At 71.0% G+C, this 26,207-nt stretch carries 28 protein-coding genes; 18 read left to right on the top strand and 10 right to left on the bottom strand.

The features are described 5' to 3' along the window. Positions 1-49: 49 nt before the first annotated feature. From ABG090_RS11735 to ABG090_RS11715, 5 genes are read right to left on the bottom strand one after another with little or no spacing between them, the layout of a single operon-like run. Entirely contained in the window at positions 50-832 is a 783-nt protein-coding gene (locus tag ABG090_RS11735; RefSeq protein ID WP_347754702.1) for a fumarylacetoacetate hydrolase family protein, read from the bottom strand. Then, complete coding sequence (locus tag ABG090_RS11730; RefSeq protein ID WP_347754700.1) at positions 829-1,887, bottom strand: Ldh family oxidoreductase; 1,059 nt, start codon at positions 1,885-1,887, stop codon at positions 829-831. Before ABG090_RS11730 ends, ABG090_RS11735 begins: the two co-directional genes overlap by 4 nt. Continuing rightward, positions 1,884-2,168: a LysR family transcriptional regulator gene (locus ABG090_RS11725; protein ID WP_347754699.1), complete on the bottom strand. Its 285-nt coding sequence runs from the start codon at positions 2,166-2,168 to the stop codon at positions 1,884-1,886. Before ABG090_RS11725 ends, ABG090_RS11730 begins: the two co-directional genes overlap by 4 nt. Beyond that, entirely contained in the window at positions 2,165-3,703 is a 1,539-nt protein-coding gene (locus tag ABG090_RS11720) for an NAD(P)/FAD-dependent oxidoreductase (RefSeq protein WP_347754698.1), read from the bottom strand. The genes ABG090_RS11725 and ABG090_RS11720 overlap by 4 nt, the downstream gene beginning before the upstream one ends. 24 nt (positions 3,704-3,727) lie before the next feature. Continuing rightward, positions 3,728-4,627, bottom strand: coding sequence for an alpha/beta hydrolase (locus ABG090_RS11715; protein WP_347757606.1), 900 nt, complete (start codon positions 4,625-4,627; stop codon positions 3,728-3,730). 213 nt (positions 4,628-4,840) lie between these two features. Between ABG090_RS11715 and ABG090_RS11710 the strand changes: the two genes are divergently transcribed. From ABG090_RS11710 to ABG090_RS11665, 10 genes are all read left to right on the top strand, one after another. Next, a complete protein-coding gene (locus ABG090_RS11710) occupies positions 4,841-5,548 on the top strand; it encodes an SDR family oxidoreductase (RefSeq protein ID WP_347754696.1) in 708 nt (235 codons plus the stop codon). Beyond that, positions 5,545-6,900: an MmgE/PrpD family protein gene (locus tag ABG090_RS11705; RefSeq protein WP_347754695.1), complete on the top strand. Its 1,356-nt coding sequence runs from the start codon at positions 5,545-5,547 to the stop codon at positions 6,898-6,900. Before ABG090_RS11710 ends, ABG090_RS11705 begins: the two co-directional genes overlap by 4 nt. Continuing rightward, positions 6,876-7,862 (top strand): NADP-dependent oxidoreductase, encoded by a 987-nt coding sequence (locus ABG090_RS11700; protein WP_347754693.1) that lies wholly within the window; start codon positions 6,876-6,878, stop codon positions 7,860-7,862. Before ABG090_RS11705 ends, ABG090_RS11700 begins: the two co-directional genes overlap by 25 nt. Positions 7,863-7,866: 4 nt before the next feature. After that, on the top strand, positions 7,867-8,520 hold the full coding sequence (locus tag ABG090_RS11695) for a TetR/AcrR family transcriptional regulator (protein ID WP_347754692.1): 654 nt from the start codon (positions 7,867-7,869) through the stop codon (positions 8,518-8,520). Positions 8,521-8,680: 160 nt separating this feature from the next. Beyond that, complete coding sequence (locus ABG090_RS11690) at positions 8,681-9,691, top strand: tripartite tricarboxylate transporter substrate binding protein (RefSeq protein WP_347754691.1); 1,011 nt, start codon at positions 8,681-8,683, stop codon at positions 9,689-9,691. A gap of 5 nt (positions 9,692-9,696) precedes the next feature. Beyond that, positions 9,697-10,236 (top strand): tripartite tricarboxylate transporter TctB family protein, encoded by a 540-nt coding sequence (locus ABG090_RS11685; protein ID WP_347754689.1) that lies wholly within the window; start codon positions 9,697-9,699, stop codon positions 10,234-10,236. Positions 10,237-10,242: 6 nt separating this feature from the next. Beyond that, complete coding sequence (locus tag ABG090_RS11680) at positions 10,243-11,886, top strand: tripartite tricarboxylate transporter permease (protein ID WP_347754688.1); 1,644 nt, start codon at positions 10,243-10,245, stop codon at positions 11,884-11,886. Next, positions 11,883-13,085 carry an MFS transporter gene (locus ABG090_RS11675; protein WP_347754687.1) on the top strand — a complete coding sequence of 401 codons (1,203 nt, stop codon included), beginning with the start codon at positions 11,883-11,885 and terminating at the stop codon, positions 13,083-13,085. The genes ABG090_RS11680 and ABG090_RS11675 overlap by 4 nt, the downstream gene beginning before the upstream one ends. Then, the gene (locus ABG090_RS11670) at positions 13,082-14,059 is read left to right on the top strand and encodes an NAD(P)H-quinone oxidoreductase (RefSeq protein WP_347754685.1); all 978 of its coding nucleotides are present in this window, start codon (positions 13,082-13,084) and stop codon (positions 14,057-14,059) included. The genes ABG090_RS11675 and ABG090_RS11670 overlap by 4 nt, the downstream gene beginning before the upstream one ends. Positions 14,060-14,207: 148 nt before the next feature. After that, positions 14,208-14,606, top strand: coding sequence for a VanZ family protein (locus ABG090_RS11665; protein ID WP_347754683.1), 399 nt, complete (start codon positions 14,208-14,210; stop codon positions 14,604-14,606). Between the two features lie 58 nt (positions 14,607-14,664). Here ABG090_RS11665 and ABG090_RS11660 read toward each other — a convergent pair whose 3' ends face one another. The 3 genes from ABG090_RS11660 to ABG090_RS11650 all read right to left on the bottom strand — a co-directional run bounded on the left by ABG090_RS11660 (position 14,665) and on the right by ABG090_RS11650 (position 17,016). Next, a complete protein-coding gene (locus ABG090_RS11660) occupies positions 14,665-15,708 on the bottom strand; it encodes an arginine deiminase-related protein (protein ID WP_347754682.1) in 1,044 nt (347 codons plus the stop codon). Between the two features lie 182 nt (positions 15,709-15,890). Next, on the bottom strand, positions 15,891-16,562 hold the full coding sequence (locus tag ABG090_RS11655) for an SRPBCC family protein (protein WP_347754680.1): 672 nt from the start codon (positions 16,560-16,562) through the stop codon (positions 15,891-15,893). A 4-nt stretch (positions 16,563-16,566) separates the two neighbouring features. Further along, a complete protein-coding gene (locus tag ABG090_RS11650) occupies positions 16,567-17,016 on the bottom strand; it encodes a metalloregulator ArsR/SmtB family transcription factor (protein ID WP_347754679.1) in 450 nt (149 codons plus the stop codon). 93 nt (positions 17,017-17,109) lie between these two features. Between ABG090_RS11650 and ABG090_RS11645 the strand changes: the two genes are divergently transcribed. The 7 genes from ABG090_RS11645 to ABG090_RS11615 all read left to right on the top strand — a co-directional run bounded on the left by ABG090_RS11645 (position 17,110) and on the right by ABG090_RS11615 (position 22,851). Next, on the top strand, positions 17,110-17,886 hold the full coding sequence (locus ABG090_RS11645; RefSeq protein WP_347754678.1) for an SseB family protein: 777 nt from the start codon (positions 17,110-17,112) through the stop codon (positions 17,884-17,886). 89 nt (positions 17,887-17,975) lie between these two features. After that, positions 17,976-19,037: an alcohol dehydrogenase catalytic domain-containing protein gene (locus tag ABG090_RS11640; protein WP_347754677.1), complete on the top strand. Its 1,062-nt coding sequence runs from the start codon at positions 17,976-17,978 to the stop codon at positions 19,035-19,037. A 210-nt stretch (positions 19,038-19,247) separates the two neighbouring features. After that, on the top strand, positions 19,248-19,403 hold the full coding sequence (locus ABG090_RS11635) for a hypothetical protein (protein ID WP_347754675.1): 156 nt from the start codon (positions 19,248-19,250) through the stop codon (positions 19,401-19,403). Positions 19,404-19,405: 2 nt separating this feature from the next. Continuing rightward, a complete protein-coding gene (locus tag ABG090_RS11630; RefSeq protein ID WP_347754674.1) occupies positions 19,406-20,044 on the top strand; it encodes a winged helix-turn-helix domain-containing protein in 639 nt (212 codons plus the stop codon). 138 nt (positions 20,045-20,182) lie between these two features. After that, positions 20,183-21,436 carry an MFS transporter gene (locus tag ABG090_RS11625; protein ID WP_347754673.1) on the top strand — a complete coding sequence of 418 codons (1,254 nt, stop codon included), beginning with the start codon at positions 20,183-20,185 and terminating at the stop codon, positions 21,434-21,436. A 22-nt stretch (positions 21,437-21,458) separates the two neighbouring features. Further along, positions 21,459-21,956, top strand: coding sequence for a glutathione peroxidase (locus tag ABG090_RS11620; RefSeq protein ID WP_347754671.1), 498 nt, complete (start codon positions 21,459-21,461; stop codon positions 21,954-21,956). Positions 21,957-22,050: 94 nt separating this feature from the next. Beyond that, entirely contained in the window at positions 22,051-22,851 is an 801-nt protein-coding gene (locus ABG090_RS11615) for a hypothetical protein (protein WP_347754670.1), read from the top strand. On the opposite strand, the gene ABG090_RS11610 is transcribed toward ABG090_RS11615, so the two are convergent. Both ABG090_RS11610 and ABG090_RS11605 read right to left on the bottom strand, forming a co-directional pair. Beyond that, the gene (locus ABG090_RS11610) at positions 22,848-24,008 is read right to left on the bottom strand and encodes an acyl-CoA dehydrogenase family protein (protein ID WP_347754668.1); all 1,161 of its coding nucleotides are present in this window, start codon (positions 24,006-24,008) and stop codon (positions 22,848-22,850) included. The two genes, ABG090_RS11615 and ABG090_RS11610, sit on opposite strands and share 4 nt — an antisense overlap. An 8-nt stretch (positions 24,009-24,016) precedes the next feature. Further along, positions 24,017-24,775: an SDR family NAD(P)-dependent oxidoreductase gene (locus tag ABG090_RS11605; protein WP_347754667.1), complete on the bottom strand. Its 759-nt coding sequence runs from the start codon at positions 24,773-24,775 to the stop codon at positions 24,017-24,019. Positions 24,776-25,045: 270 nt separating this feature from the next. Here ABG090_RS11605 and ABG090_RS11600 point away from each other — a divergent pair, with 270 nt between their 5' ends. Further along, entirely contained in the window at positions 25,046-26,203 is a 1,158-nt protein-coding gene (locus ABG090_RS11600; protein ID WP_347757604.1) for an acyl-CoA dehydrogenase family protein, read from the top strand. Positions 26,204-26,207 lie beyond the last annotated feature (4 nt).

Genomic DNA, 26,207 nt, shown 5'->3' with positions numbered 1-26,207 from the left:
GAGCCGCACGAGCTGACTCGTGCCCGCTGACGCGCGGGCGGGCGCGGCCTCAGCGAATGCGGTTGCGCAGCGTCTCGACGCCGGAGAGCTCGGTCTCGAGCAGCTGGCCCGGCTGCAGATGGCGCGGCGGCTGCATGCTGTGCCCGACACCGCCCGGCGTGCCGGTCGCGATCACGTCGCCCGGCCGCAGGCGGACGAGGCCGGAGGCGTAGGCCACCAGCGCGGCCGCGTCGAAGACCAGCTCGTCGATGCGGCCGCGTTGCACGACCTCGCCGTCGACCCGCGTCGTGATCGCCAGGTCGTCGGTGAGCGGCGCGACGATGGAGCCCATGGGGGAGAGGCTGTCGAGCGCCTTCCCCTGCAGCCACTGCGTCGTGCGGTACTGGTGACCGCGCGAGGTGACATCGTTCAAGGCGCTGACACCCAGGATGCCCCCGGTGTCAGCGGCGGCATGGCGCAGGTGGCCGCCGATGACGAGGGCGATCTCGCCCTCCCAGTCGAGCTGATCCACGTCGGCCGGGCGCACGATGTCGTCGCTCGGACCGACGCAGGAGTCGACGAACTTCGCGAACAGCGTCGGGTACGCGGGCGCCTCGCGCCCCATCTCCTCGATGTGCGGCCGGTAGTTGAGGCCGACGCACAGGATCTTGGCACCGTGCCGCAGGAACGGCAGCGGCTTCGCGGTGCCGGGGTCGAGGTGCTCTGTGCCGTGCTGCGGCACCGCCTCCAGGATGCGGCCCTCGTCCCAGTCGCCCAGCACCTCGAGCGCGCCGGCGCCCCGCCGCACGAGCAGATCGCGACCATCCGGGGTCGCGATGCGCTGCAGCGTCATGCTGCCGCCTCCAACGGGGAGGGCACGCCCGCCTGCGCGGCGAGCGCCTGCAGCTCGTCCACCGTGGCCGTCGAGAGCGTGAGCTCCACCGCGTTGCGGGCGGCTGCGGCGCGCTCCAGGTCGCCCGGCGCGAAGATCGCGTCGACGCCGGGCGCGCGCTCGCTCGCGCGGATCTGCGCGGCGAAGCGGTCGACACGGTCGGCGACCTTCTCGGTGCCATCGAAGCGCGACGCGTCGATGGCGAGGAAGACGTGCGAGCACTCGTTGGGCCGGTCGCGCTCCTGGTAGAGGCTGCGCACCTCGCCGCCCACGGCGCCGCCGCTGAGGATGCCGGTCAGCACCTCGATGAAGAACGCCAGGCCGAAGCCCTTCGCCCCGCCGGCCGGCAGCAGCAGACCCTGCCGCGCGGCCGCGGGATCCGTCGTCGGCGCGCCCTGCGCATCCGTGGCCCAGGTGGGCGGGATCTCGGTGCCGGCACGGTCGGCCTCGATGATCTTGCCGAGCGCGACGGCGGAGAGCGCCATGTCGGTGACGGGGATGCCGTCGTTGCCGGGCGCCGCGATCGAGAGCGGGTTGTTGCCGATCACCGCCTCCGCCCCGCCGACGGCGGGCATGAGCGGCGTGGTGTTCGCGGCGACGATCCCGACCATGCCGGCCGCCGCCATCCGCTCGCTGAAGGCGCCGGCGCGGCCGAAGTGGTCGGCGCCGCGGGCGACGACGATCGCCATGCCCGCCTCGCGCGCCTTGGCGATGCAGAGATCGGTCGCGCGGGCGGCCGACCAGGCGCCGAAGCTGTGGCCGGCGTCGATGATCGCGCCCGTGCCCCACTCCTGCACGATCCGGGCGGCATCGTGGCCGACGATCGCGCCGCTGCGCAGCCGGTCGAGGTAGAGGCCGAGCCGGGAGACGCCGTGCGACGCGACCCCGTGCAGGTCGGCATCGACGAGACCCTCGGCCACGACCGTCGCGACCTCCTCGTGGCAGCCGTTCGCGACCAGGATCGCCTGCACCGACTCGCGGAGGCGCTGCGGCGTGACGGTGCGCGCGGCGGTCATGCGGCGTGCAGCCGGCCGCCCACCGCGGCGGCGTTGGCGAACACGTCGGCCGCGGCCAGCACCTGGGCGGCGTAGGGCAGCAGCCGGCGACCGTTCGCGGTGAGCGCGACGCTGCGGGCTCGGGTGACGACGTCGTAGCCGAGCGAGATCTCGAGCTGCTTGATCTGCAGCGACAGGGCTGGCTGCGTGATGAACAGGCGTGAGGCCGCGCGACCGAAGTGCAGCTCCTCGGCGAGCGCCGCGAAGCATCGCAGCCGCCAGATGTTGACCTCGCAGCTCACGCCGACACCCCCTCGAGCACGCGGGCATCCTGGCTCGGCTCGCCATCGATGAGGTACTCGTCGGGCCGGAAGGTGCCGCTCTCGCGACGGAACTTGTGCATGAAGTCGGGCCAGACTGTCGTCAGGCGGCCGTACCGGTGGTCGACGTACCAGGAGTAGCAGCCGCCGTTGAGCCACACCGTGTTCTGCGCGCGCTCGTCCACCGACGCGACGAAGCGGTCCTGCGCCTCCTGCGTGATCTCGATCGTGGAGGCGCCCACCTGCTGCAGGTGCTCGAGGGCGCCGATGATGTAGCGGATCTGCGACTCGACGATGTAGATGATCGAGCCCGCGCCGAGGCCCGAGTTCGGGCCGTTCATGATGAACAGGTTGGGGTAGCCGGCGACCGTCGAGCAGGCGTACGCGGCACCGCCCGATGTCCAGGAATCGGCCATGGAGCGTCCGTGCTCGTCGAAGATGCGGTGCGTGATCGGCAGGTCGGCCGCCTCGAAGCCGGTGCTGAGCACGAGCGCATCCAGCTCGATCTCGCCCTCGTTCGTGACGATGCCGCGCTCGGTGACCTCGACGATGCCGCTGGTCTCGAGCTCGACGTTGTCGCGCAGGAAGGTCGGGTAGTAGTCGTTCGAGATCAGGATGCGCTTGCAGCCGATCATGTAGTCGGGGGTGAGCTTGTCGCGCAGCTCGCCCTCCGGCACCTGCGCGGCGAGGTGGTCGAGGGCCGTCGACTCGATCTTGGAGATGAAGTCGGCGATGCCGCGGCGCTGCGGCAGGCGTGCCTCGTTGCCCCAGAACAGCTCGTCTCGCAGCGCCTGCGCGGTCTCGGGCATGCGGCGGAACATCGACTTCTGCGCGTCGGTGTACTCGTGATCGACGCGGGGGATGATGTAGGGCGCCGAACGCTGGAAGACGGTGAGCGTGCCAGCGGTCTTCGCGAGCTGGGGCACGATCTGGATGCCCGAGGCGCCTGAGCCGATGACGCCGATGCGCTTGCCCTCCGGCTCGAACGAGTGATCCCACTGCGCCGAGTGGAACATGGTGCCGGCGAAGGTCTCGAGCCCAGGGATGTTCGGCAGCTTCGGGTCGGAGAGGTGCCCGGCCGCGGTCACCACGAAGTCGGCCGTGAACGCGCCGGCCGTGGTCTCCAGCGACCAGCGCGCCGCATCGGGCTGCCAGGTGGAGGAGAGCAGCTCGGCGTCGAAGGTGACGTGCGGCAGCACGCCCTCGTCGATCGCGGCCTCGCGCAGATAGGCGAGGATCTCGGGCTGCGTCGCGTAGACCCGCGACCAGTCCGGGTTCGGTCGGAACGAGAACGAGTAGAGGTGCGACTGGATGTCGCAGGCCGCTCCCGGGTAGGTGTTGTCGCGCCAGGTGCCGCCGACATCGCCGGCACGCTCGAGCACGATGAAGTCGTGCTCACCGCGGCGGCGGAGCTGGATCGCCAGGCCGAGGCCTGCGAAGCCCGAGCCGATGATGGCGATCTTGGCGTGGGTGGTCGACGGCTGCTCGCTCGTCGCGGTCGTGGATGCGTGCTGCATGGTGGCTCCCAGCGTCGGTGCCGGTCAGGCGTGGTCGGTGCGGATGATGGTGCCCGCGGCGTGCTCGCGCGGGTCAGCCGTGAAGTCGTCGATGGCGACGGCGAGCTCGGCGGGGCGTTCGGTCACGACGCCGTGGCCGCTGTCGATCTCGAGGTAGCGGGCGTCGGAGATCGCGCCGAAGAGCATCCGGCTGTGGTGCAGCGGCACCATCGCGTCGTGCTTGCAGCCGATGACGAGCGTCGGCACGTGGATGCGGCCCAGGCCCGACTCGATGTCGATCTCGCGATTCAGCCGCATGATCTGTGCGGGGAAGGGGCGGGATGCCACGGCCGCCTGCAGCTCAGCCCAGTCGCGCTGGTTGCGGCCGATGATGTAGCCGGGTGAGAAGCCCATGACCAGGCCGAAGGCGCTGAGCGCTTCGGGGTCGCTCTCGTGCAGGCGCTGCCAGAGGTCGTTGCGCAGCAGCTGGTGGCGGTCGGTCCTCGACCAGCCGGCCACGAGGGAGAGCGATGCGATGGTCTCCGGCTGCGTCGATGCATAGGCGGCGGCGACGACGGCCCCGAAGGAGTAGCCGACCAGGGCGACCGGGCCCTCGGCGGCTGCGTGCTCCACGACGGCGCGCAGCTGATCGACCGCCTCGGCGAGCGTGAGCTCGCCCTCGGCCGGCAGCTGCAGGTCGAACGCGACCACGCGACGCGTGAAGGTGAGGATCGGGTAGACGGCCTGGAAGCTGCCGCGCGCGGTGCCGGAGGTGCCGTGCACGAGCACGATCGTGGGGCTCGCGGTCTCGTTGCCGCTGTCGTAGATCGGGATCGACCGGTCACCGTGGTCGACATGCCCCGACGGCTCGACCAGCAGCGGTGCTCGCAGGGTCCCGTCCGAGTGCCATGCGCTCTTCGGCGCTGCAGCCTGCTCCGTGACCATTGCCACCTCAACCTCACTTCGTCGTGATCTGAATTCTGATAGTACGCTATCAAAAGATGTTCTCCGGGGAGGTTACACGGCTCCGGATCGGTTGCCAATAGGGGGAACTGATTGCCGGCTCTCGCTTTGCTCCCTACGCTCGGAGGTGCGGCGACGGAGCCCTTGCCTTGCGCTGCCACGACGAACGACGAGCTGGAGACGGGTGGTGCGGCGATGGCCGAGACGACGAACGAGCGGGTGCTGGTGACCGGTGGGGCGAGCGGAATCGGCGCGGCGATCGCGGCGCAGCAGCGTGCCCAGGGGCGCGAGGTCGTGATCATCGACAAGCAGCCCGGCGGCATCGAGGCAGACATGGGCGACGCCGAGCAGGTCGAGGCGGCGCTCGCGGAAGCGCTCGCGGGCGGCCCCATCCATCGCCTCGTCAACAACGTCGGCTACATCCGGGTCGCCGACCTGGAGGATCTCGACTTCGACGACGTGCTGCGCACCTACGAGATCAACACGGTCGCGGCGATGCGCTGCGCGAAGGCGCTGCTGCCGGGCATGCGGAAGGCCGGCTTCGGCCGCATCGTGAACATCGCCTCGCGTGCGGCGCTCGGCAAGCCGGGCCGCGGCGCCTACGGCGGCTCGAAGGCGGGCCTCATCGGCATCACGCGCACGTGGGCGCTCGAGCTGGGCCGACACGGCATTACGGTGAACGCTGTGAGCCCCGGCCCCATCCGCACCGCCATGTTCGAGGCGGCGAACCCCGCTGGTGAGCCGCGCACGCAGCAGATCATCGACGCGATCCCGGTCAAGCGGGTGGGGGAGCCGGAGGACATCGCCTCGGCGGTGGCCTTCCTGCTCGACGACCGCGGCTTCATCACGGGCCAGAACCTCAACGTCTGCGGCGGCATGACGATCGGGGCCGCACCGCTGTGACCGGGCCGACGCTGGCGGCGACGCTGGCCGCCCACATCGTGCGCACTGCGGCCACGCCGCTGCCGGCTGCGACGCGCAGCGCCACGATCTCCGCGCTGCTCCACAACCTCACCGTCGGGCTCGCCGCGCACGGCATGGCGCTGCCCGGGATCGCCGGCAGCCGCGAGCTGCCGTGGGCGGCGACGGCCGTGTCGGTCCCCGACCGTGCCTTCGCGACCTCGCTCCGCATGGGCGCACGCGCCCAGCACGACGAGCATCCGCGCTCCGTGACGCATCTCGGCAGCGTGGTGACGCCAGCCGTGCTCGCGGTCGCGCCCCGCGACGTCGATGGTGACCGCGTGCTCTCGGCGCTCGCGATCGGCTATCAGGTGGGCGGCGTGCTGGGCGGCGCGCTGCTGCCGCACGCGCGCGCCCGCGGCATGCGCGCCACCGGGGTCGTGGGCCCGATGGCTGCCGCCGCCGGTGTCGCCGCGGTGCTCGGCCTCGACGAGCGGGCGACGGCCAACGCGATCGCGCTCGCGGCGAACCGCGCCGCCGGCTACACCGAGGTATGGCTGGTCGGCACCGACGAGTGGCGGCTGCAGACCGCGGCGGCGTCGCGCGACGGGGTCGAGGCCGCGCTCTGGGCGGCGGGCGGTGCTCGCGGCGCCGCGACAGCGCTGGAAGGCCGGTCCGGCCTGCTCCGCGCGCTGGGCGCAGACCCCATCGACACCGGGCAGCTCGCAGCGGAGCTGACGGGCGACGCGGTCATCGAGCAGATGCTGCTGAAGGCGCATCCGGTGTGCGCGATCAACCAGGCCGCGGTGGAGATCGCGCTCGAGCTGCGGGGCGAGCTCGAGCCGTTCGACGCCGCATCCGTCGAGCGCGTCCTCGTGCGCCTGTCCGACGCGGATGCGGCCTACCCCGGCATCGACAGCCCACAGCCACCGACGTCGTGGCCGCAGGCGATGATGGATGCGCGGCAGGGCGTCGCCGTCGCACTCGCAGCGGGCCGCGTGACGGTGGCGGCGCTGCACCCGGCGAGCGCCGAGGTGGCGCACCTGCGCGAGCGGATCGAGGTGGAGGGCGGGCTGCGCGCGAGCGATGGTCGCGGGGCCGACGCGCACGGCGCCGAGGTGTCGATCGAGCTCCGTGACGGTCGACGCGTGCGCGGTGCGCTGGACAGTGTGCGGATGGATGCCGCTCGCGCCGCCCAGCTCGCGGTCGAGCTGCTGCCGGCAGCCGGCATCGCGCGGAGCCTCGCGATGCAGCTGCCGACGCTGGTCGAGGGCGTCGATGAGGCCGGTGGCATGCGGCGCCTGATCGATGCGCTGTACGGCATCGAGCCGTGGGGCTCGCTGTGCTCGGGATGATGCAGGCTGTCGCGGCGACCGCGTGGGGCGGGCCGGATGTGCTGCAGCCCGTGACCGTGCCGATCCCTGCGCTGCTCCCCGGCGAGGTGCTCGTGCGGGTCGAGGCGGCGGGCGTCAACCCCACCGACTGGAAGTCGCGCGCCACCGGCGGGCGCGGCCTCTGGGGCGACCCGGCGATCCTCGGCTTCGACGTCGCAGGGATCGTCGAGGAGGTCGCCGACGGTTCGAACGTGCTCGTGCCCGGCGACCGCGTCTTCGGCATGCCGCGCTTTCCGCTGCCGGCTGCGGCGTACGCGCAGTACGTCTCGGCTCCCGCGCGGCAGCTGGCGCGCATGCCTGCGGGGCTCGACTTCGCCGACGCGGCATCGCTCCCGCTGGCCGGGCTCACCGCGCTGCAGGCGCTCGAGGCAGCGGGCCGGCTGCGCGCCGGCCAGTCGGTGCTCGTCTGCGGCGCCGGCGGGGGAGTCGGCAGGCTCGCGGTGCAGATCGCCATGGCGCTCGGCGCTTCGGTCACGGCGTGCGCCCGACCCGCGCGGCTCATCGAGGCGTCGAGGTGGGGCGCAGCCGTCGTCGAGGCCGCGCCCGACGGCACGCCCGGGCAGCCCTCGCGGCACGATCTGGTCATCGATCCCTTCGGCGGCGAGCGCACCGCCGCGCTGCTCGACTGGTGCGCACCCGGCGGCAGCCTCGTGTCGCTCATCCCGCGCACCGCCGAGAGCGTGGAGCAGCGCGCCAGCAAGCGCGGCATCAGGCTGCGCAGGGTCGTGGTCGAGCCGTCCGAGACCGGGATGGCACGCATTGCGCAGTGGGTCGAGCTCGGTGCCCTGCGGCCCCGCGTGGCGCGCACGTTCCCGCTCGTCGACGCCGCCGCGGCGCACCGTGCGGGCGAGCGAGGCGGCCTGGATGGCAAGATCGTGCTGCAGCCCTGGCAGGGCAGCAGATCCCAAGACGCGATGAGGTGACGCCGTGACGACCGCTCCGGAGATGTCGGCGCGCCAGCGCGGCAAGCAGCGCAAGCGTGACGCCATCCAGGCTGCCGCCGCATCGCTCATGCACGAGAAGCGCTTCGAGGACATCACGATGCGCGAGGTCGCGCTGCTCGCCGGCGTCGGCGAGGCGACGCTGTTCCGCTACGTGGCGAGCAAGGACGAGCTGCTCCACATGGTCTTCGGCGATGAGCTCGACGACGTGCTCGACCGCATCGAGGATCAGGATGCGGCGCTCGTCGCCGCGCAGGGCGACAGCCCCACCGGCGTCAACTTCGTCGAGCGCGTGCGCGCGGTCTACCTCGAGCGCTGCGCCTTCTATCGCCGGAATCCGGCCAACTCGGCGCGCTACCTGCGCGAGGGCTTCGCGCTGAGCGAGCGGAGCGCGCGCAACGTCGCGCAGGGTGACCGCACGATCGCGCTCGTGCGGGCGATCATCGAGGCCGGCCAGGAGCGGGGCTTGCTCGACCTGCGCGCCGAGGCGCTGCTGGTCGCACAGAACTGCCACGCGATCTTCATGCACGAGATCGATCGCACCCCGGTGCGCGGATTCGATCCGAATCGCATCTGGGAGCGGCTCGGGCCGCGGCTGGATGCGCAGCTGCGGCCGCTCGTGCTCGTCGCGCCGCGATGAGGCGCGCGCGCAGCGACCGCACGACCACCCCGAGTGATTGTCGATGCTTATCGCGGCTTGACGCCGCGACCGCCACGAGACTACGTTCGCGACAGGACATTTCGAGAGTCCACTCTCAAAACCAGGTCCACTGTCACTAACAACGAGGTTAGGAGCCGCCATGCGCAGCATGAGCAGGAACAACAATCGGTCGCTCATCGCGGCCGGAGCCATCATGGGCGTCACGCTGCTCGCAGGCTGCAGCGCGGCTGACGCGGGCGAGACCACAGCACCGGAGGCGGAGGCCGCGGCGTTCCCCCAGGGCGACATCCGCTTCGTGGTGCCGTACTCGGCCGGTGGCCCGACCGACGTCACCGCCCGCGCACTCGCGCCGTGCCTCGGCGACGAGCTCGGCACCAACATCATCGCCGAGAACATCACCGGCGGCTCCGGCTCGGTCGGCCTGCAGGACATGATCTCGAAGCCGGCCGACGGCCAGACAATCGCGATCGTCTCGCCCGGCATGGTCGCGCTGTCCCCGATCGCGAACGGCCTCGACTACTCCCGTGAGGATGTCGCCCCGATCGGCGTCATCTCCTACTCGCCGATGATCCTCGTCGTCGGGCAGGACTCGCCCTACGCCTCGGCCGAGGACTACTTCGCCGCAGCGGAGGAGGCTCCCGGCACGCTGACGGTCGGCGTCTCCGGCGCATCCACCCCGCAGGCCATCGAGCTCCAGCGCCTCGCCGACGAGTACGGCATCGAGGTCACCGTGGTGCCCTTCGACGGCAGCGCCGGCGCCATCACCGCGCTGCTGGGCGGCCACGTCGACTCGATCTTCGTGAACGACCAGGAGGATGTGGTGCAGCGCATCGAGTCCGGTGAGTTCTCGGCCCTCGCCGTCTCCTCGCCCGAGCGCCAGTCGCACCTGTCGGAGACGCCCACGCTGAGCGAGCTCGGCTACGACGACCTCACCCTGGCCGTGACGATCTACGCCCTCGCCGCCCCTGCGGGCACGCCCGACGACGTCGTGGCGACGCTCTCCGACGCGCTTGAGAGCTGCCTCACCAACGACGAGACGGTCGCCGCGATCGGCGAGAACTACGTGCCGGCCGAGTACCAGACCGCCGATGACTTCGACGGCTTCCTCGCGGAGGCCGAGGAGGTCTACACCCGCATCCTCGGGAGCTGACGACCATGACCGACGACGCTGACCGCGCTGCGCTGCTGACGGCGCCTCCCGCATCCGATTCCCCCGAGGCGCTCGAGGGCGCTCGCGGGCGACGGATCGCGCGCTGGAGCGCGGTCGCCGTGCTCGCCGCGGTCAGCGTCGTCGCCATCATCCTCAGCACCGGCTACGGCCTCGGCACGGGCACCCGCCCGGGGCCGGGGCTGTGGCCGTTCATCGCCGCCGTGCTGATGCTCGGCTCGACCATCGTGGTCGCCCTCACCGACACCTTGGACGACTACGAGCCATGGGGCACGGAGTCCGTGCGCACCCTCATCGCGCTCGGCTCGCTCGTGGTCTTCGCCGTGCTCTTCACCGTGTTCGGCTTCACGCTGCCCGCCATGCTGCTGATGCTGCTGTGGCTGCGGATGTTCGGGCAGATGCGGTGGGTCACCGCCGCGCCGCTGGCCGTCGTCGGTGCCATCGCCCTCTTCATGCTGTTCGACGTCGTGCTCGGCGTCCCGATGCCTCGGGACCTGCTCATGACGCCGCTGACGTCCTGGATGTGATTCGCCATGCTTGATGGCCTGCTGACCGGGTTCGGTGTCGCGCTCGACCCGATCAACCTGCTCTACGTCTTCGTCGGCGTCGTCATCGGCACCGCGATCGGTGTCCTGCCGGGCCTCGGCCCGACCGCGACCATCGCGCTGCTGCTGCCGCTCACCTACGCGCTCGACCCCGCGACCGCGATCATCATGCTCGCGGGCATCTACTACGGCTCCATGTACGGCGGCACGATCACGTCGGTGCTGCTGCGCATGCCGGGCGAGGCCGCCTCCGTCGTCACGACCTTCGACGGCTACCAGATGGCCAAGCAGGGCAGGGCCGGGCCCGCGCTCGGCATCGCCGCGATCGGCTCCTTCATCGGCGGCATCGTCTCGGTGATCGGGCTAGCGATCTTCGCCCCGATCCTCGCCGACGCCGCACTCGCCTTCGGCCCGGTCGCCATGGTGGCGCTCATGGTGCTCGGCCTCATGCTCGTCACCTCGCTCGGCACCGGATCCACCTGGAAGGCCATGACGATGGCCGCGGCCGGTCTGCTGCTCGCCACCGTCGGCCAGGATCAGATCAGCGGCATGCCGCGCTTCAACTTCGGCTCCGCCTCGCTGCTCGACGGCTTCGACTTCGTCGCCATCGCCATGGGCCTGTTCGGCGTCGGCGAGATCCTGCACAACCTCGAGCAGGGCGGCCACCTGCACAAGGTGGCCAAGAAGGTCACCAAGATCATGCCGACGCGCGGCGACCTCGCGCAGTCGGCCATGCCGATCGTGCGCGGCTCATTCCTCGGCTTCTTCATCGGCATCCTGCCCGGCGGCGGCGGCGTGCTCTCCTCGCTCGCGTCGTACGCGCTCGAGAAGCGCAGCTCGAAGACGCCAGAGCGCTTCGGCAAGGGCGCCATCGAGGGCGTCGCCGGCCCGGAGACCGCCAACAACGCCTCCTCGACCTCGGCATTCGTGCCGCTGCTGGTGCTCGGCATCCCCTCCAACGTCGTGCTCGCGCTCATCTTCGGCGCCCTGCTCATCCAGGGCATCACGCCGGGACCGAGCCTGATCCCGAACCACCCCGAGATCTTCTGGGGCGTGGTCGCCTCGATGGTGATCGGCAACGCGATGCTGCTCGTGCTCAACATGCCGATGGTGGGTGTCTTCGTGCAGCTGCTGCGCGTGCCCATGGGGATCCTCGTCACCTTCGCCATGGCGATCGTGCTGATCGGCACCTTCTCGATCGCGAACGACCCCTTCGACATCTGGATCGTGCTCGGCTTCGGCATCCTCGGCTGGCTCATGAAGCGCACCGGCTTCGACCCGGGCCCGCTCGTGCTCGCGTTCGTGCTCGGCCCGATCCTCGAAGCGTCGGTGCGGCAGTCGCTGCTCATCTCCGGCGGCGACTTCACCGTCTTCGTCAGCGACCCGATCGCCATCACCATCTACTCGGTGCTCGCCATCGGCATCGCCTACGCCGCCATCCGTCGCCGCACGAAGGGCCGCCCGTCGGTGCTCGTGCAGGCACGCAACATCCCGCCGGCCACCGGCCTGCTCGAGCTCGCGCGCGTGAAGCGCGAGCAGCGGGCGAAGCGCGCCGCAGGGGATGCTCCGACTGACGCGACAGACGGCGAGCAGACGGAGGAGGAGCGCGCGGAGAACGCGCGACGGCAGTGACGCGCGATCGCCGGGAGCGGGGGCTCGTCGCAGCGCTGTTCGTCTCCGGCTTCGCGACCTTCTCGCAGCTGTTCGACGCGCAGGCGATCCTTCCGAGCCTCGCGCGCGATCTCGACATCTCCAGCGCGACCGCGGCCCTCGCGGTCTCGGCCACCACGACCGGCATCGCCGTCTCGGTGCTTGCGTGGGCATGGCTGTCGGATCGCATCGGCAGGACGGCCGTCATGCGCATCAGCCTGGTCGCGACGACGGCCGCCGCACTCCTGGCGCCCCTCGCGCCGACGCTGGAGGTGCTGCTCGTGATGCGAGGGCTCACGGGCATCGCGCTCGGGGGCATCCAGGCGGTGGCGATGGCGCTGCTGGTCGAGGTGCTGCCGCGCCACCGCGTGCCTGCCGCGGCCGCGGTCTACATCACCGGCAACACCATCGGCGGCGTCACCGGCCGCGTCATCGCAGGGCCGCTCAGCGAGCTGCTGCACTGGCGCGTCGGGCTGATCGCCGTCGCGGCCATCGGGCTGGTCGCGTGCGTGCTGTTCTTCGTGCTGCTGCCGCGCGGCATCGAGGAGCGCATCGCGCGACCCACGAGCTTCCGCGCATCGCTGGCGGATGTCGGCCACCACCTCTCGCGCTGGCGGACGACCTCGATCTACCTGCAGGGCTTCCTGGTGATGGGCTCGTTCACCGCGGTCTACAACTACCTCGGCTTCCACCTCACCGGTGCGCACTTCTCCATCCCGGCGGCGATCGCGAGCCTGTTCTTCCTCGTCTACTTCGTCGGCGCGCTCGCCGCACGAGTGGCCGGGCGGCTCGCGAGCGTCGTGCCGCCATGGTCGGTCGTCACCTTCGGCGGCCTGAGCGTGGCGATCGCGGCGCTGCCGATGCTCGGGCAGAGCTTCTGGGTGCTGCTCGTCGGCATCACGCTGCTGACCATCGGCACGTTCATGGCGCATCCGATGTCGAGCACCCTCTCTGGCATGGAGGCCGACCGGGGCCGCGCGCAGTCGACGGCGCTCTACCAGCTGAGCTGGCTGACGGGGGCTGCGCTGTGGGGATGGTTCGGCGGCGTGCTCTACGACCGGTTCGGCTGGGTCGGGGTCGTGGGGATGTCCACGGTGCTCGCGCTCGGGGCTGTGGGTGTGGCGGCGAGCAGAGCGTGGGTGACGAGAATGGGTTTGACCGGAGAAGGGAGCACGGCATGAAGGCGATGCAGTTCGAGGTCGATGGACCGATGGAGTGGGTGGAGGTGCCGGACCCGGTGGCCGCGCCCGGCGAGGTGCTGGTGCAGGTCGCGGCGACGGCCGTGAATCGCGCCGATCTGCTGCAGCGCGCGGGCGGCTATCCGCCGCCGGCGGGGGAGTCGGAGATCCTCGGGCTCGAGTGCTCCGGCACGATCGTCGCGCTCGGTGAGGGCGTCACCGACTGGGCGGTGGGCGATGAGGTGTGCGCGCTGCTCGCGGGCGGCGGCTACGCCGAGCTGGTGGCCGTGCCGGCGACGCAGCTGCTGCCGGTGCCGGAGGGCGTGACCCTGATCGAGGCCGCCGCGCTGCCGGAATCCGTCTGCACCGTGTGGACGGCGCTGCGCGAGCTGCCCGCACCCGAGCCGGGCGACCTCGCGCTCGTGCACGGCGGCAGCGGTGGGGTGGGCACCGTGGCGATCCAGATGCTGGTCGCTGCGGGCTGGCGGGTCGCGACCACCGCGAGCGCTCGCCACCACGAGCTCTGCCGCGACCTCGGGGCCGAGATCGTCGTCGACTATCGCAGCGAGGACTTCGTGGCGGCGGTGCACGGCGCGACCGACGGCCGAGGCGCTGGCGCGATCCTCGACGTGATCGGCGGCAGCTACCTCGCGCGCAACCTGGCCGCGCTCGCCCTCGACGGCACGCTCACCGTCATCGCGGTGCAGGGCGGCACCAAGGCCGAGGTGGATCTGCGCACCCTCATGCGCAGCCGCGCCACGCTTCGCGCGATGACGCTGCGCGCCCGGCCGCGCACCGGCCGCGGCTCGAAGCAGCACGTGATCGCACAGGTGCGCGACCACATCTGGCCGGCGATCGCGGCAGGCACCGTGCGGCCTGTGATCGGCGCGACACTCGCGCTCGAGGAAGCCGGTCGCGCGCACGACCTGATGGGCTCGCCGGAGGCGCCGGGAGGCAAGCTGCTGCTCGTGCGCTGAGGCAGGGCCAGGTCGGGTCGACTCCGAGCGGCCCGAGGGAGTCGTCGCCTCGCTCGGGCCCTGGCTCCTTCAGCTCGACGCAGCAGCCGGGCCAGCGAGCGCGTCATAGGCCGGCGTGCTCCGGCGGACGCCGTGCCACCATCGAGCCATGGCATCGACAGCGGCATCCGGGGCGCGGCTGAGGTTCGCCTGGATCGCCTTCGCGATCGCGATGCTCGTGCAGCTCGCGGTGCTCTACGCGCCCTCGACGCCCGACGGCACCCCGCAGGTGCCCGGGCTCGACAAGGTCGTGCACGCGACGATCTTCCTGCTCCCCGCGCTGTTCGGCGTGCTGGCGGGCATCCGGCCGCTGCGGCTCGCGGTGGTGCTCGTCGCGCACGCCGTCGCCTCCGAGCTCGTGCAGCATGTGCTGCTGCCGGAGCGCTCGGGGGATGCGTGGGATGCGGTGGCCGACGTCGCCGGGGTTGGGATCGGGCTCGCCGTCGGTGTGGTGGTCGTCAGGTGGGCGCGGTCGGGGGTGCGGAGGGGGCGCGGTTCGGTCTCGTGACGCCCGCGCTTGCGGCGCGGGCTCCTCGACCTACGAGGGTGGGCGCGGGGTCATCGACCTACGGGGCAGCGGAGAGGGGCAGCTCCGAGGCGGCCTCCACGCCGTCCATGGTCTCCGGCTCCTCGGCGATCGCCTCGACCGCGTCGGTCAGCTCCGGAGACTGCGCGGGGCGCGGGTCGAGATGCACGCCCGCGATCATGCAGCGCACCGAGCCGCCCGCGAGCTCGACCGTCGGGATGTCGACCGCGACGATCTCGCAGGATTCCTCGATGATCGCGATCTGCGCATCCGACAGTGACGCCCGCGCGCGCGCCGACATCGCCATGATCGTGCGACGCCGACCGTCTGGCCAACGCCCAGCCAGCTCGACCGCATTGCCGGCGAACTCACGCACCTGCCGCTCGCTCAGCTCGACCACCTTGCGCCCGGTGACGATCAGGCGCTCGCGCACCTCCGCGCGGCGGCGCTCATCCGGGATCATCTCCAGCGCGAAGAGCGCGACCTCGGTGCCGATCGTCGCGATGACGTTCGTGTGATAGACCGGCACGCCGTCGGCGTCGATCGCGTCGAAGACCATCGGCTCGTAGTTGAAGTCGGTGCAGAAGCGCTCCAGCACGTTCGTGTCGGCGCGGTGGCTGCGGGCCGTGTAGGCGACGCGCGAGATCGGGTCGAGCACCATGGCGCCCGTGCCCTCGAGGAAGATGCCGTCGGGCTCGAGGCCCGAGTAGTCGACGATCGCCTGCACACGGTAGCTCGCCTTCAGCATCTCGAGCACGTCGGCCCGGCGCTCGTGGCGGCGATTGGATGCGTACATCGGGTAGACCGCGACCGTGCCGCCCGCGTGCGTGGAGAGCCAGTTGTTGGGGAAGACGCTATCGGGGCGCGTGTGGTCCTCATCCTCGAACACGTGCACCTTGACGCCCGCATCGCGCAGCGCGTCGGCGAGCGCATCCATTTCGGCGAGTGCCTTGGCCGCGGTCGTCTCGGGGCTCTCGCCGTCGCTCGGCTCCGCCTGGAAGGCGTTGTCGGCCGCCGTGGCCGGGTTGGGGCGGAACCGCAGCGCGCGGATGAGGATGACGGACTGGGGTGCAACGGCGCTCACACCTGCCGAATCTAGTGGCGAAGTCGCGCGGATTCCGGGCATCGGCGCAAGCAGCGCGCGCGTCTGCGGGATCACACGCTCGTTCCTTGCTCACCGCCCGCGTGTGACCGCGGTCCAGGCGGCGGAGGGGCTAGAGGCCTCCGCTCGGGGCGGGAGGTGCGGCTGCGCTGACGCGGGTGCCCTCAGTCGGAAGCGCCGGCGCCCGTCTCCCCGGTGTAGAAGCCGAAGGTCGCGTCTGCCTGGGCCTGCGCCTTCGTGGCGGCGACCCCGTTGCCGATCGCGGCGCGCGCCCATGCATCCGCTGCTCCACGGTAGAACGACCGACCCTCCTCCGAGGCTGCCCAGGCGTTCAGGGTCTCCGCGTCCATGCCCGTCTCGCCGCTGCCCGACAGGTGCCGGGAGAGTCCGAGCAGGCCGCCGTCCCAACCCACGCCGGTGGCACCGGGACCGAACATCTCTGCCATCTCGACCGGGAGGTCCGCGTCGCGCGCGACGTGTTCGAGCTCGAGCCTCGTGCCCTGGCCCTCGGCCGCGAGCCGAATCGTCAGCCAGGTGACGCCGCCGCCGAACTCCCACGTGACGCGGTAGCTCGCGGCATCGTCCGCAGGAGGCGTGCACTCGAGCACCCTGCCGCCGGCGTTGCCCTCGAGCTGGTAGCTGCCGCCCAGGCGCAGGTCTCCGCTCACGGGCATGAACCAGCGCGCGATCCGCTCGGCGCGCGTCACCGCGTCCCACACATCGGCGAGCGATGAGGGATAGACCTGTTCGAGCGTCTGCACGGTCGAGGCCTGACCGTCGATCTCCTCTGTGCGCACGCCGCGCGACACCGCGCCCAACTGTCTCAGCACATCCATCGCTTCACTCCTGCTCTGCTGTTGTGTCCGCAGGCGCATCACCCGCGGTCTCGTCGTCCACGCGGGCGCCCCGCGCAGCGGTCTGTCTGCGCCTCGCGGCCTCGATCGCCGCGCTGCCGTCTGCTTGACGGCGACGCAGGCGACGGCCACGCGCGAGTTCGGTGTCGAGGGCGGCCAGTTTCGGCATCCAGAAGCCGTCGAAGGCGCTCAGCCACTCCCGCGCCTCGCTCGGGCCGCTCGCGTCGACGGCGTAGAGCCGCCGCTGGCCCTCCGGCCGCACCGTCGCGAAGCCCTGCTCGCGCAGGATGCGCAGGTGCTGGCTCACCGCGGGCTGGCTGATGCCGAACTCCTCGCCGATCACCGTCGCGATCGCGCCTGCGCTCGCCTCCCCGTCGCTGAGCAGCTCGAGGATGCGCCGCCGCACCGGATCGCCGAGAACGTCGAGGGCGTGCATGCAAGGATGGTTGCACGCAGACTTATATAAGTCAACCCTGAATTACACGGAGAGGCGGCGGCGGGCGCGCGCAGGGGTGGCTAGCGTGGGGCCATGAGCATCGATCAGGTTGACAACGCGCGGCTGCGGCAGGCGATCGCGGACTTCGCGACCGAACCGATCGAGCGGAGGATGGTCGACGTGCTGCGCGCCGCGCTGGTCGGCGAGCTGCTGCTCGACGCCACTCGCTCGGAGTTCGACCTGCGCGAGGGCAAGCCGCAGACGGGCTCCACGATTCGTCTCAGCAGTGGCGTCGGACCCGACGGGCGTCGCGCCATGCTCGCGTTCACGAGCAATGCCGAGATCGCCCGCATGCATCCGGAGGGCACGCAGCACCAGTCGCTCGCGCAGCCCGCGGCGGGCGTGCTCGAGATGGCGAAGAAGCAGGGGGCCGGCTGGCTGTTCCTCGACCCTGCCGACAAGAAGGTCGCGCTGTCGTCGAAGGACATCGACTTCGCGCTGCGCCACCACCGCAACGACCGCATCAGCGCCGCCATCGCCGCGACCGACGCCGGTGGCCCGAGGCAGGCGGTCGTCGACGCGCTGCGCATCGATGGGCCGATCCTGCTCGCGGGCGAGATGCAGTCGGGCGAGGAAGCGGAGGGGCAGCCGCGGCTGCGGATGCTTGGTCGGCCCAACGGGTCGCGCGCCCTGCTCGTGTTCACCTCCGCGCCGGAGATCGCCGCGCGGCATCCGCAGGACACCGTGATCTCGACGACGACCGCCAAGCTCCGTGCGCAGCTGCGCACGAGTTCGCTCTTCAGCGCGCTGGTGGTCAACCCGGCGGGGCCCTCGGCAGAGGTCAGCCGCGAGGAGTTCCTGGGCGACTGAACCCGCGAGCGTCCCGATGGCACCGTGGACACCGTCTATTCAGGCCCGCTCGCTACGTTGGTGGATCCATCTGCGAGAGGGAGGCGCCAATGAAAGCAGCACGGTTCTACGGCAAGGAAGACATTCGCATCGAGGAGGTCGACGAGCCTCAGACGCGTCCTGGCGCGGTGAAGATCGCGCCGGCATTCAACGGCATCTGTGGCAGCGATCTGCATCTGTACCACGACGGTCCCATCCCGCCGGCTCCGTCGGCCGACACCCCGCATCCGCTTTCGGGCGAGACCCTGCCGGTCGTGCTCGGCCACGAGTTCTCCGGCGTCGTGGAAGAGGTCGGCGAAGGCGTCGAGGCCATCGCCGTGGGTGACGCCGTCGTGGTCGAGCCGCTCATGGTCGATGACGCCTGCCCGGCGTGCAAGGCCGGCAAGTACAACCTGTGCAAGCAGATGGGCTTCATCGGCATTTCGGGCGGCGGCGGCGGCCTGAGCGAGCACATCGTTGTGGATGAGCGGTGGGTGCACTCGGTCGGCGATCTACCACTCGATCAGGCTGCGCTCATCGAGCCGCTGGCCGTCGCGGTGCACTCGGTCAAGCATGCGGGTGTCGAGGCCGGCCAGATTGCTGTGGTGGGCGGAGCCGGGCCGATCGGCCTGCTGATCGCCGCGGTGCTCAAGGCGAAGGGCCTCACAGTCATCGTGAGCGAGATGTCGGCGGCTCGCCGCGAGAAGGCGTCCGAGACCGGTGTGGCAGACGTCGTGGTCGATCCCGCGAGCGAGGATCTGATCGCGGTGGTCGAGCAGCACACCGACGGCGCGGGTGCCGCAGTCGCATTCGACGCCGCCGGCGTCAGTGTGGTCGTCCATCAACTGCTCGAGGTGCTGGCAGCCGGCGGTCGTCTCGAGGTCGTCGCGCTGCACGGCAAGCCGGTAGAGCTCAATATCACCGCAGAGCTCACCATGCAGGATCGGGTGCTCGGCTCGTCGATCGGCTACGCGCATGACCACGCGGATGCGATCGAGCTCGCCCGCAGCGGCCAGGTCGACCTGGCGCCATTCATCACCGGACGGATCCTCGTCGACGACCTCATCGAGCAGGGGTTCGAGCGCCTCACGACGAGCAAGGACGAGGTGAAGATCCTCGTGTCGATGCAGTAGCAGCACGACGGCCGGAGCCAGCCGTCGACATCAGCGGCCCCGTCGAGCGAGCGGCGGGGCCGCTGCGCGTTCTCGAACGGGTTGTCGCCTCTGCACGCGCCTCGCGACACGCCGAAACAATTGTTGTGAAAGGACTCTTGCAAAAGCGGTGCTTCGAAAGTACTCTTTCATATGTCGACAGGTCGTCGGCATTGGAAGAGGAGGCACCCCATGGAACGCACGAGCAGGATCGCCACCGCGGCGACCGCCGCGTTCGAGCTGGCCAGTGAGGCGCGACGCAACCGCACGCGCCTCGACCGTGACGACTCGCAGCGCTACTACGACCGGCTGCGAGCGGAGATCACCATGCAGCGTGGTTTGATCTGAGCGTGACTGAGGAGCGGGACATGCACGGCACGGAGGTGTTCGAGGACGAACGCGGTCGCGGGCTTCGCACCGGCGACCCGGCGATGCTCCGAGCGCTCGCGCATCCGCTCCGGATCGACATCCTCGCCACGCTCGACGAGCTCGGCGAGGCCACGGCCACCCAGATCGCCGAGAGGGTCGGCGAGAGCCCCTCCAACTGCTCCTTCCACCTGCGCACACTCGCGAAGGCAGGCTTCATCGAGCGCGGCGAGGCCAAGGGGACGTCGAAGCCGTGGAAGTCGGTCTACCAGAGCCGCGATCTGAGCCCCGAGGCTGGAAACCCCGAGTCGATGCGCACCTCCGCCACCATCGGCGCCCTCTACGTGCAGCACGAGGCCAACCGGGTCGTCGACTTCCTGACCCGGCACGGGCTCAGCGACGAGGATTGGCTGCCGGGCACCACGGTGAACTCCGCTGCGTTCTGGGCGACGAAGGAGGAGCTCGCCGAGCTCGCCGCCGAGATCGAGCACCTCGCCGACCGCTTCCGCGGCCGCAAGGACCCCGCGAAGCGTCCGGCCGGGAGCCGCAAGGCGCACCTGTTCGTGACGCTGAACCCCGACTTCGACCTGCCCGCGACGGGCGAGGAGCCGGCTGAGGGCTGACCGCAGCCCTTCCACCACCACTGCTGATCGTCGCCGCGAGGCGACGGCTGCTGACCGCCCTCTGGTCTCGTGACGCCTGGCGCCCTTCGGGCGGCAGGCTCCTCGACCGACGGGCGCACAGGACACAGGAGTCCTTCCATGACCGACAACGCACCCGCCCTCGCTCGGGCTGTCAAGCCGCCGTCGCCCATGCGCCGGCCCGCCTACCGCCGCCTGATGGTCGGATGGTTCGCCACCAACCTGGGCGACAGCGCCCTCTATCTCGTGCTCGCCATCTGGGTGCGGGAGCTCACCGGATCCGATTCGGCCGGCGCGCTCGTGTTCCTCTTCCTCGCGCTGCCGGCGCTGGTCGCGCCGTGGGCGGGCCAACTGGCCGACCGCGTGCGGCGACGACCGCTCATGATCCTCACGAACCTCGGCACCGCATCCGTCATCCTCACGCTGCTGCTCGTGCAGGGCGCGGCGCAGGTCTGGCTCATCTACGCCGTCGCGTTCGGCTACGGCCTCTCCGCCTACCTGACCAGTGCCGCGCAAGCAGGTATGCTGCGCGACCTGCTCCCCGACGACGAGCTCGGCAGCGCCAACGGCATCTTCACCTCGATCGACAACGGCATGCGCATCGTCAGCCCGCCGCTGGGAGCTGGGCTCTACGTGCTCGCCGGGCCGTGGGCCGTCGTCGCCGTCAGCGTCGCCGGCTACCTCGTGATGGCGCTCATGCTCCTCAGCGTGCGCATCGAGGAGTCGCTGCCCGAGCCGCGCACCGGCGACGAGAGCTACTGGGGCGAGGTCTCCGCGGGCTTCCGCGAGCTGTGGCGCGACCCGCTGCTGCGGCTGCTCACGCTTGCGGCCGCGGCGGGCTTCGGCCTCACGGGCATCCTCAACGCCACGGTGTTCCCCCTCATCGAGCACGGCCTGCAGGAGGGCCCCGCCGCGCTGGGGCCCGCCCAGGCGATCCAGGGTGTCGCGGCGCTCGCGGGCGGCCTCGTCTCGGCGGCGCTGCTGCGCCGCATCGGCGAGCGGCACCTGTTCGCCTGGGGCATGACGCTCGTCGCGATCGGCTCGTTCGCGGCGTTCGCGATCGTGCAGTGGCCGATGCCGGAGGCGTGGATGCGCTGGGCCGGCATCGCCCTCGTGCAGTGGCCGGTGGGCTTCGGCGTGCCGTGGGTCATCGTGGGTCTGTCGACGCTGCGGATGCGGCTCGTACCGCGCCGTCTGCAGGGTCGCGCGTCGGCGGCGATGAACGTCACCATCAGCGTGCCGCAGATGCTGCTGCTCGCGTTCGGCACGGCGGCGATGGTGGTCGTCGACTTCCGCTGGCTGCTGCTGGCGGCAGCCGTGGGCATCGGCGCGGCGGCCCTCGCGGTATGGACGTGGCGCTCGGCTCGCGCATAGCGGTGGCTGGCATGCTGGAGTGATGACGCAGACTTCCACGACCACGCTCGGCGACTTCACGGCCGAGGCACTCACGGGCGGCGAGGTGTCGCTGGCCGAGTACCTCGGCAAGGTGGTGCTGGTCGTGAACACTGCCAGCAAATGCGGGTTCACGCCGCAGTACGAGGGGCTCGAGCATCTCTACCGCGAGCTCGGCGACGAGGGGTTCGTGGTGCTCGGCTTCCCCTCCGACCAGTTCGGCAACCAGGAGCCCGGCACCGAGAGCGACATTGCCGAGTTCTGCGAGCGCAACTACGGCGTCTCGTTCCCGATGTTCGCGAAGGTCGACGTCAACGGTGCCGATGCGCATCCCGTCTTCGCGTGGCTGAAGAACGAGAAGAAGGGGATGATCGGCGGCGCCATCAAGTGGAACTTCACGAAGTTCCTGATCGGCCGCGACGGCACGCCCCTCGAGCGCTACGGCTCGGCGAAGAAGCCCGAGGAGCTGCGCGGCGACATCGAACGGGCGCTGCGGGCCTGATCGCTCGCTGTGGCGGTCACCCCGGCGGACGACCCGCGCTGATCCGGCGGATATCCCCCATGCGGTGCGTCGGCGCTCGGCCTAGCGTGGAGCCATGACGGTCCCGAACCCCAACACCCACGCCCCGCAGCCCGGCAGTGCCGGTGGTTACGGCGGCTACCCGCAGCAGCCGTACATGCCGCCCGTCTACGACACCGCCCCGCGCAAGCCCCCGCGCCCGAAGCTCACGAAGGCGGCCGCTCACCGCGCACGCCTCGCGGGAGGCGTCGGCGGCGGCATCGCCTGGCTCGGCCTCGGCATCACGCAGGTGAGCGCGACGCTGCTGCTCCTGCCGTTGGTCGTCGGCGCCGTCATCTACGGCATCGGCTTCGCGGTCATGCAGGATGGTTCGAGCGCCACCGCGGGCGCCTGGGACCAGACGCTCGCGTGGCTCGGCAGCCCCGGCGGCATCGCGCTCGCGATCGGCATCCCGGCCGGTATCGCCATCGCGCTGCTCGGGCTCTGGATCAGCACCCGCATCCTGCGCCACCCCGACCTGCGGCGTCCCACCGGCGTCACCTGGGCTGGCTTCGGCATCTCACTGGTCGCGGCGATGGTGCTCTCGGGCTTCGGCTCGATCACGCTGCCGTTCTTCGGGGGCATGCCGTTCGGCGACGCCGACTTCGACCGCGGCGGATTCGGCTCCGGACCCATGGATGACACGCGGGTGCAGGAGTGGTTCGCGCAGGGCGGCGGCGACCTGCTCGAGAGCATCGGCGATCCCGGAACGCTGCTCGGCCTGCTCGGACCCTGGATCGCGATCGCGCATCTGCTGGCACTCATCGTGCCGATCATCGTCAGCATCTTCACCTGGTGGTGGATGGCGCACGCGATGCGCCCCGCGCAGCGCCCCTAGGCCTTGGCGCGCTTGGCGATGTCGCGCGCGATGATCTCCTTCATGATCTCGGTCGTGCCGCCATAGATCGACTGCACGCGCGAGTCGCGGAACGCCCGTGCGACCGGGTACTCCTCCATGAAGCCGTAGCCACCGTGCAGCTGCAGGCTGCGGGTGATGACGCGCTGCTCGAGCTCGGTCGCCCACCACTTGGCCTTGGAGGCATCCGCGGTGGTGAGGTGGCCCTCGTTGAGCGCCAGCACGCAGCGCTCGATGTAGGCGCGGGTCACGTCGAGCTCGGTCTCGAGCTCGGCGAGCGTGAAGCGCACGGTCGGCAGGTCGCCGACCAGCCCGCCGAAGGCCTTGCGCTGGAAGACGTAGTCGCGGCCCCAGGCGTAGGCGGCCTCGGCCGACGAAAGGGCGCCCGTGGCGATCGAGAGTCGCTCGCGGGGCAGCCGCTCCATCATCGCGATGAGGCCCATGCCCGGCTCGCCGACCACGTTCTCGGCCGGGATGCGCACGTCGGTGAAGAAGAGCTCGGCGGTGTCCTGCGAGTGCAGACCGAGCTTCTCGAGCTTGCGGCCGCGCGTGAAGCCCTCCATGCCGTTCTCGACCAGGAAGAGCGTGAAGCCGCGCGAGCCCGCATCCGGGTCGGTGCGCGCGAAGACCAGCACCTTGTCGGCGTGGAAGCCGTTGGTGATGAAGGTCTTCGAGCCGTTGAGCACCCAGCCGTCGCCGTCACGCACCGCATTGGTGCGGATGCCCTGCAGGTCGCTGCCCGCGTCGGGCTCGGTCATGCCGATCGCGGCGATCGAGGTGCCGGCGGCCATCGGTGGCAGCCAGCGCTCGAGCTGCTCCGGCGTGCCGAGGTCGAGCAGGTAGGCCAGCACGATGTCGTCGTGCACGCCGAAGGTCGCGTTGACGGCAGCCGCACCGACCTTCGAGAGCTCCTCGCTGATCACCATGCGGAAGCGGTAGTCGTCGACCTCCATGCCGCCGAAGCGCTCCGGGATCGCCAGCCCGACCATGCCGGCCTCGCCCATCGAGCGGTAGAGGTCGGGGTCGATGAGGCCGTCTGCCTCCCACTGCGCGTAGTGCGGCGCGACCTGGCGGGCGACGAGCTCGCGCACCGTCTCGCGGAAGGCATCGTGGTCGTCGTCGTAGAACGTGGAACGCATCGGGTCTCCTAGCGGGCTTGCATGCGGATGGCGCCGTCGAGCCGGATGGTCTCGCCGTTGAGCATGGGGTTGGCGACGATCTGCGTCACCAGCAGCGCGAACTCGGATGGGTTGCCGAGCCGCGCGGGGTGCGGCACCTGGGCGCCGAGCGAGGCCCGCGCCTCATCCGGCAGTGCCGCGAGCAGCGGGGTGTCGAACAGGCCGGGCGCGATCGCGTTGACGCGGATCTGCGCATCGGCGAGTTCCCGGGCGATCGGCAGCGTCATGCCGACGATCGCGGCCTTCGAGGCGGCGTAGGCGGCCTGACCGATCTGGCCGTCGAACGCCGCGACCGAGGCGGTCGAGACGATGACGCCGCGCTCCTCGCCGATCGGCTCCAGCCGCGCCATCCGCTCGGACGCCAGCCGGATCACGTTGAACGTGCCGACCAGGTTGATGTCGAGCACGCGCTGGAAGCGCTCGATCGGGAACGGGCCCGACTTGCCGACCACCTTGGCCGCATCGTTGACGCCGGCGCAGTTCACCACCACGCGCAGCGCGCCGACCCGCTCGGCGGCATCCAGCGCCGCGGCGACCTGCGCCTCGTCGCGCACGTCCGCGGCGACGAACGTGACGCCGTCGCGGGAGCGCACCGCATCGGCAGCGGGTGTGCCGTCCAGATCGATGACGACGACGTGCGCGCCCTGCGCCAGCAGCGCCTCGGTGGTCGCGAGGCCCAGCCCCGACGCGCCGCCGGTGACGAGTGCCACCTGCCCCTTGATGTCCATGGAGACCCTTCCGCTGCCCTCATCGGCAGCCGCCGTCCGATCGCGTCGCGCGGCGAGCATCGTCGCTTCCCGCGTCCGAAGCACGGTGCTCTGGACGCTAACCGGTGCCAGGCGCGGCGAGCAAGCATCTTGGCAGAAGCCACAGCGCCGCTGGCGCGCCGCCTGCCCAGGATGGTAGATATGTGGACGTCCATGCAACTGCGAGGACGACAAGCATGAGCGGGCGATCCCTGCTTGCGACGAGGAGGTCGTGTCGACGTGACGCTGACGATGAGCCAGACCAGCGACGAGGATCGCGCCGCGCTGATCGAAGCGGTGCGCGACTTCGCCGATGCTCGCCTCGCCCCCTTCGCGAACCAGCGCGACGCCGACCACGAGTTCCCCGTCGCGACCCTGCGGGAGGCCGGCCAGCTCGGTCTCGCCGCCATCTGCGTGCGCGAGGACGTCGGCGGCGCCGGCCTCAGCCGCGTCGACGCCATCGCGATCTACGAGGAGCTCGCCCGCGGCGACATCGCTGTCGCCACCTACATCTCGATCCACAACATGGTCGCCGGCATGATCGACGCCGAGGGCACCGAGGAGCAGCGACAGCAGTGGCTGCCGAGGCTGTGCACCATGGACGATCTCGCGAGCTACTGCCTCACTGAGCCCGGTGCCGGCTCCGACGCCGCCGCGGTCGCGACGACGGCTGTGCGCGACGGCGACGACTACGTGCTGCACGGCACGAAGCAGTTCATCTCCGGCGCCGGCACCTCTGCGGTCTACGTCGTGATGGCGCGCACCGGCGGCACCGATCCCGAGCTGCGCGGCTCGCGCGGCATGACGGCGTTCATCGTGCCCGCGGGCACGCCCGGCCTGTCGTTCGGCAACCAGGAGGAGAAGATGGGCTGGCACGCGCAGCCTACGCGCGCCGTGATCCTCGACGGCGTGCGCGTGCCCGCCGCCAACCGTCTCGGCGCGGAGGGGGAGGGCTTCGGCATCGCCATGCGCGGCCTCAACGGCGGCCGCCTCGGCATCGCCGCCGCCTCGATCGGCGGCGCGCAGTTCGCGCTCGAGCGCACCATCGACTACGTCAAGCAGCGCGCCACGTTCGGCCAGCCGCTCTCGACCCGCCAGCACGTGCACTTCCAGCTCGCCGACATGGAGACCGAGCTGCAGGCCGCCAGAGCGCTGCTGGAGCGCGCGGCCATGAAGCTCGACGCCAAGGCGCCCGATGCCCCCACCGCCTGCGCGATGGCCAAGCGCTTCGCCACCGACACCGGCTTCACGGTCGCCGACCAGGCGCTGCAGCTGCACGGCGGCTACGGCTACCTGCACGAGTACGGCATCGAGCGTGTCGTGCGCGACCTGCGCGTGCATCGCATTCTCGAAGGAACCAACGAGATGATGCGCATGATCGTCGGCCGCGCCGTGCTCGGCGAGCGCTAGGCAG

Origin of the sequence: Agrococcus sp. ProA11, assembly GCF_039880525.1 — a bacterium.
GTDB lineage: Bacteria > Actinomycetota > Actinomycetes > Actinomycetales > Microbacteriaceae > Agrococcus > Agrococcus chionoecetis.
This window is presented reverse-complemented; position numbering and strand designations above follow the sequence as displayed.

Coding starts and splice junctions, on each gene's coding strand:
- ABG090_RS11640 (WP_347754677.1), top strand. CDS start 17,976: ATGAAAGCAGCACGGTTCTACGGCAAGGAAGACATTCGCATCGAGGAG.
- ABG090_RS11625 (WP_347754673.1), top strand. CDS start 20,183: ATGACCGACAACGCACCCGCCCTCGCTCGGGCTGTCAAGCCGCCGTCG.
- ABG090_RS11610 (WP_347754668.1), bottom strand. CDS start 24,008: ATGCGTTCCACGTTCTACGACGACGACCACGATGCCTTCCGCGAGACG.
- ABG090_RS11730 (WP_347754700.1), bottom strand. CDS start 1,887: ATGACCGCCGCGCGCACCGTCACGCCGCAGCGCCTCCGCGAGTCGGTG.
- ABG090_RS11600 (WP_347757604.1), top strand. CDS start 25,046: ATGAGCCAGACCAGCGACGAGGATCGCGCCGCGCTGATCGAAGCGGTG.
- ABG090_RS11710 (WP_347754696.1), top strand. CDS start 4,841: ATGGCCGAGACGACGAACGAGCGGGTGCTGGTGACCGGTGGGGCGAGC.
- ABG090_RS11685 (WP_347754689.1), top strand. CDS start 9,697: ATGACCGACGACGCTGACCGCGCTGCGCTGCTGACGGCGCCTCCCGCA.
- ABG090_RS11720 (WP_347754698.1), bottom strand. CDS start 3,703: ATGCAGCACGCATCCACGACCGCGACGAGCGAGCAGCCGTCGACCACC.
- ABG090_RS11620 (WP_347754671.1), top strand. CDS start 21,459: ATGACGCAGACTTCCACGACCACGCTCGGCGACTTCACGGCCGAGGCA.
- ABG090_RS11670 (WP_347754685.1), top strand. CDS start 13,082: ATGAAGGCGATGCAGTTCGAGGTCGATGGACCGATGGAGTGGGTGGAG.
- ABG090_RS11650 (WP_347754679.1), bottom strand. CDS start 17,016: ATGCACGCCCTCGACGTTCTCGGCGATCCGGTGCGGCGGCGCATCCTC.
- ABG090_RS11655 (WP_347754680.1), bottom strand. CDS start 16,562: ATGGATGTGCTGAGACAGTTGGGCGCGGTGTCGCGCGGCGTGCGCACA.
- ABG090_RS11605 (WP_347754667.1), bottom strand. CDS start 24,775: ATGGACATCAAGGGGCAGGTGGCACTCGTCACCGGCGGCGCGTCGGGG.
- ABG090_RS11665 (WP_347754683.1), top strand. CDS start 14,208: ATGGCATCGACAGCGGCATCCGGGGCGCGGCTGAGGTTCGCCTGGATC.
- ABG090_RS11615 (WP_347754670.1), top strand. CDS start 22,051: ATGACGGTCCCGAACCCCAACACCCACGCCCCGCAGCCCGGCAGTGCC.
- ABG090_RS11635 (WP_347754675.1), top strand. CDS start 19,248: ATGGAACGCACGAGCAGGATCGCCACCGCGGCGACCGCCGCGTTCGAG.
- ABG090_RS11680 (WP_347754688.1), top strand. CDS start 10,243: ATGCTTGATGGCCTGCTGACCGGGTTCGGTGTCGCGCTCGACCCGATC.
- ABG090_RS11715 (WP_347757606.1), bottom strand. CDS start 4,627: ATGGTCACGGAGCAGGCTGCAGCGCCGAAGAGCGCATGGCACTCGGAC.
- ABG090_RS11735 (WP_347754702.1), bottom strand. CDS start 832: ATGACGCTGCAGCGCATCGCGACCCCGGATGGTCGCGATCTGCTCGTG.
- ABG090_RS11645 (WP_347754678.1), top strand. CDS start 17,110: ATGAGCATCGATCAGGTTGACAACGCGCGGCTGCGGCAGGCGATCGCG.
- ABG090_RS11690 (WP_347754691.1), top strand. CDS start 8,681: ATGCGCAGCATGAGCAGGAACAACAATCGGTCGCTCATCGCGGCCGGA.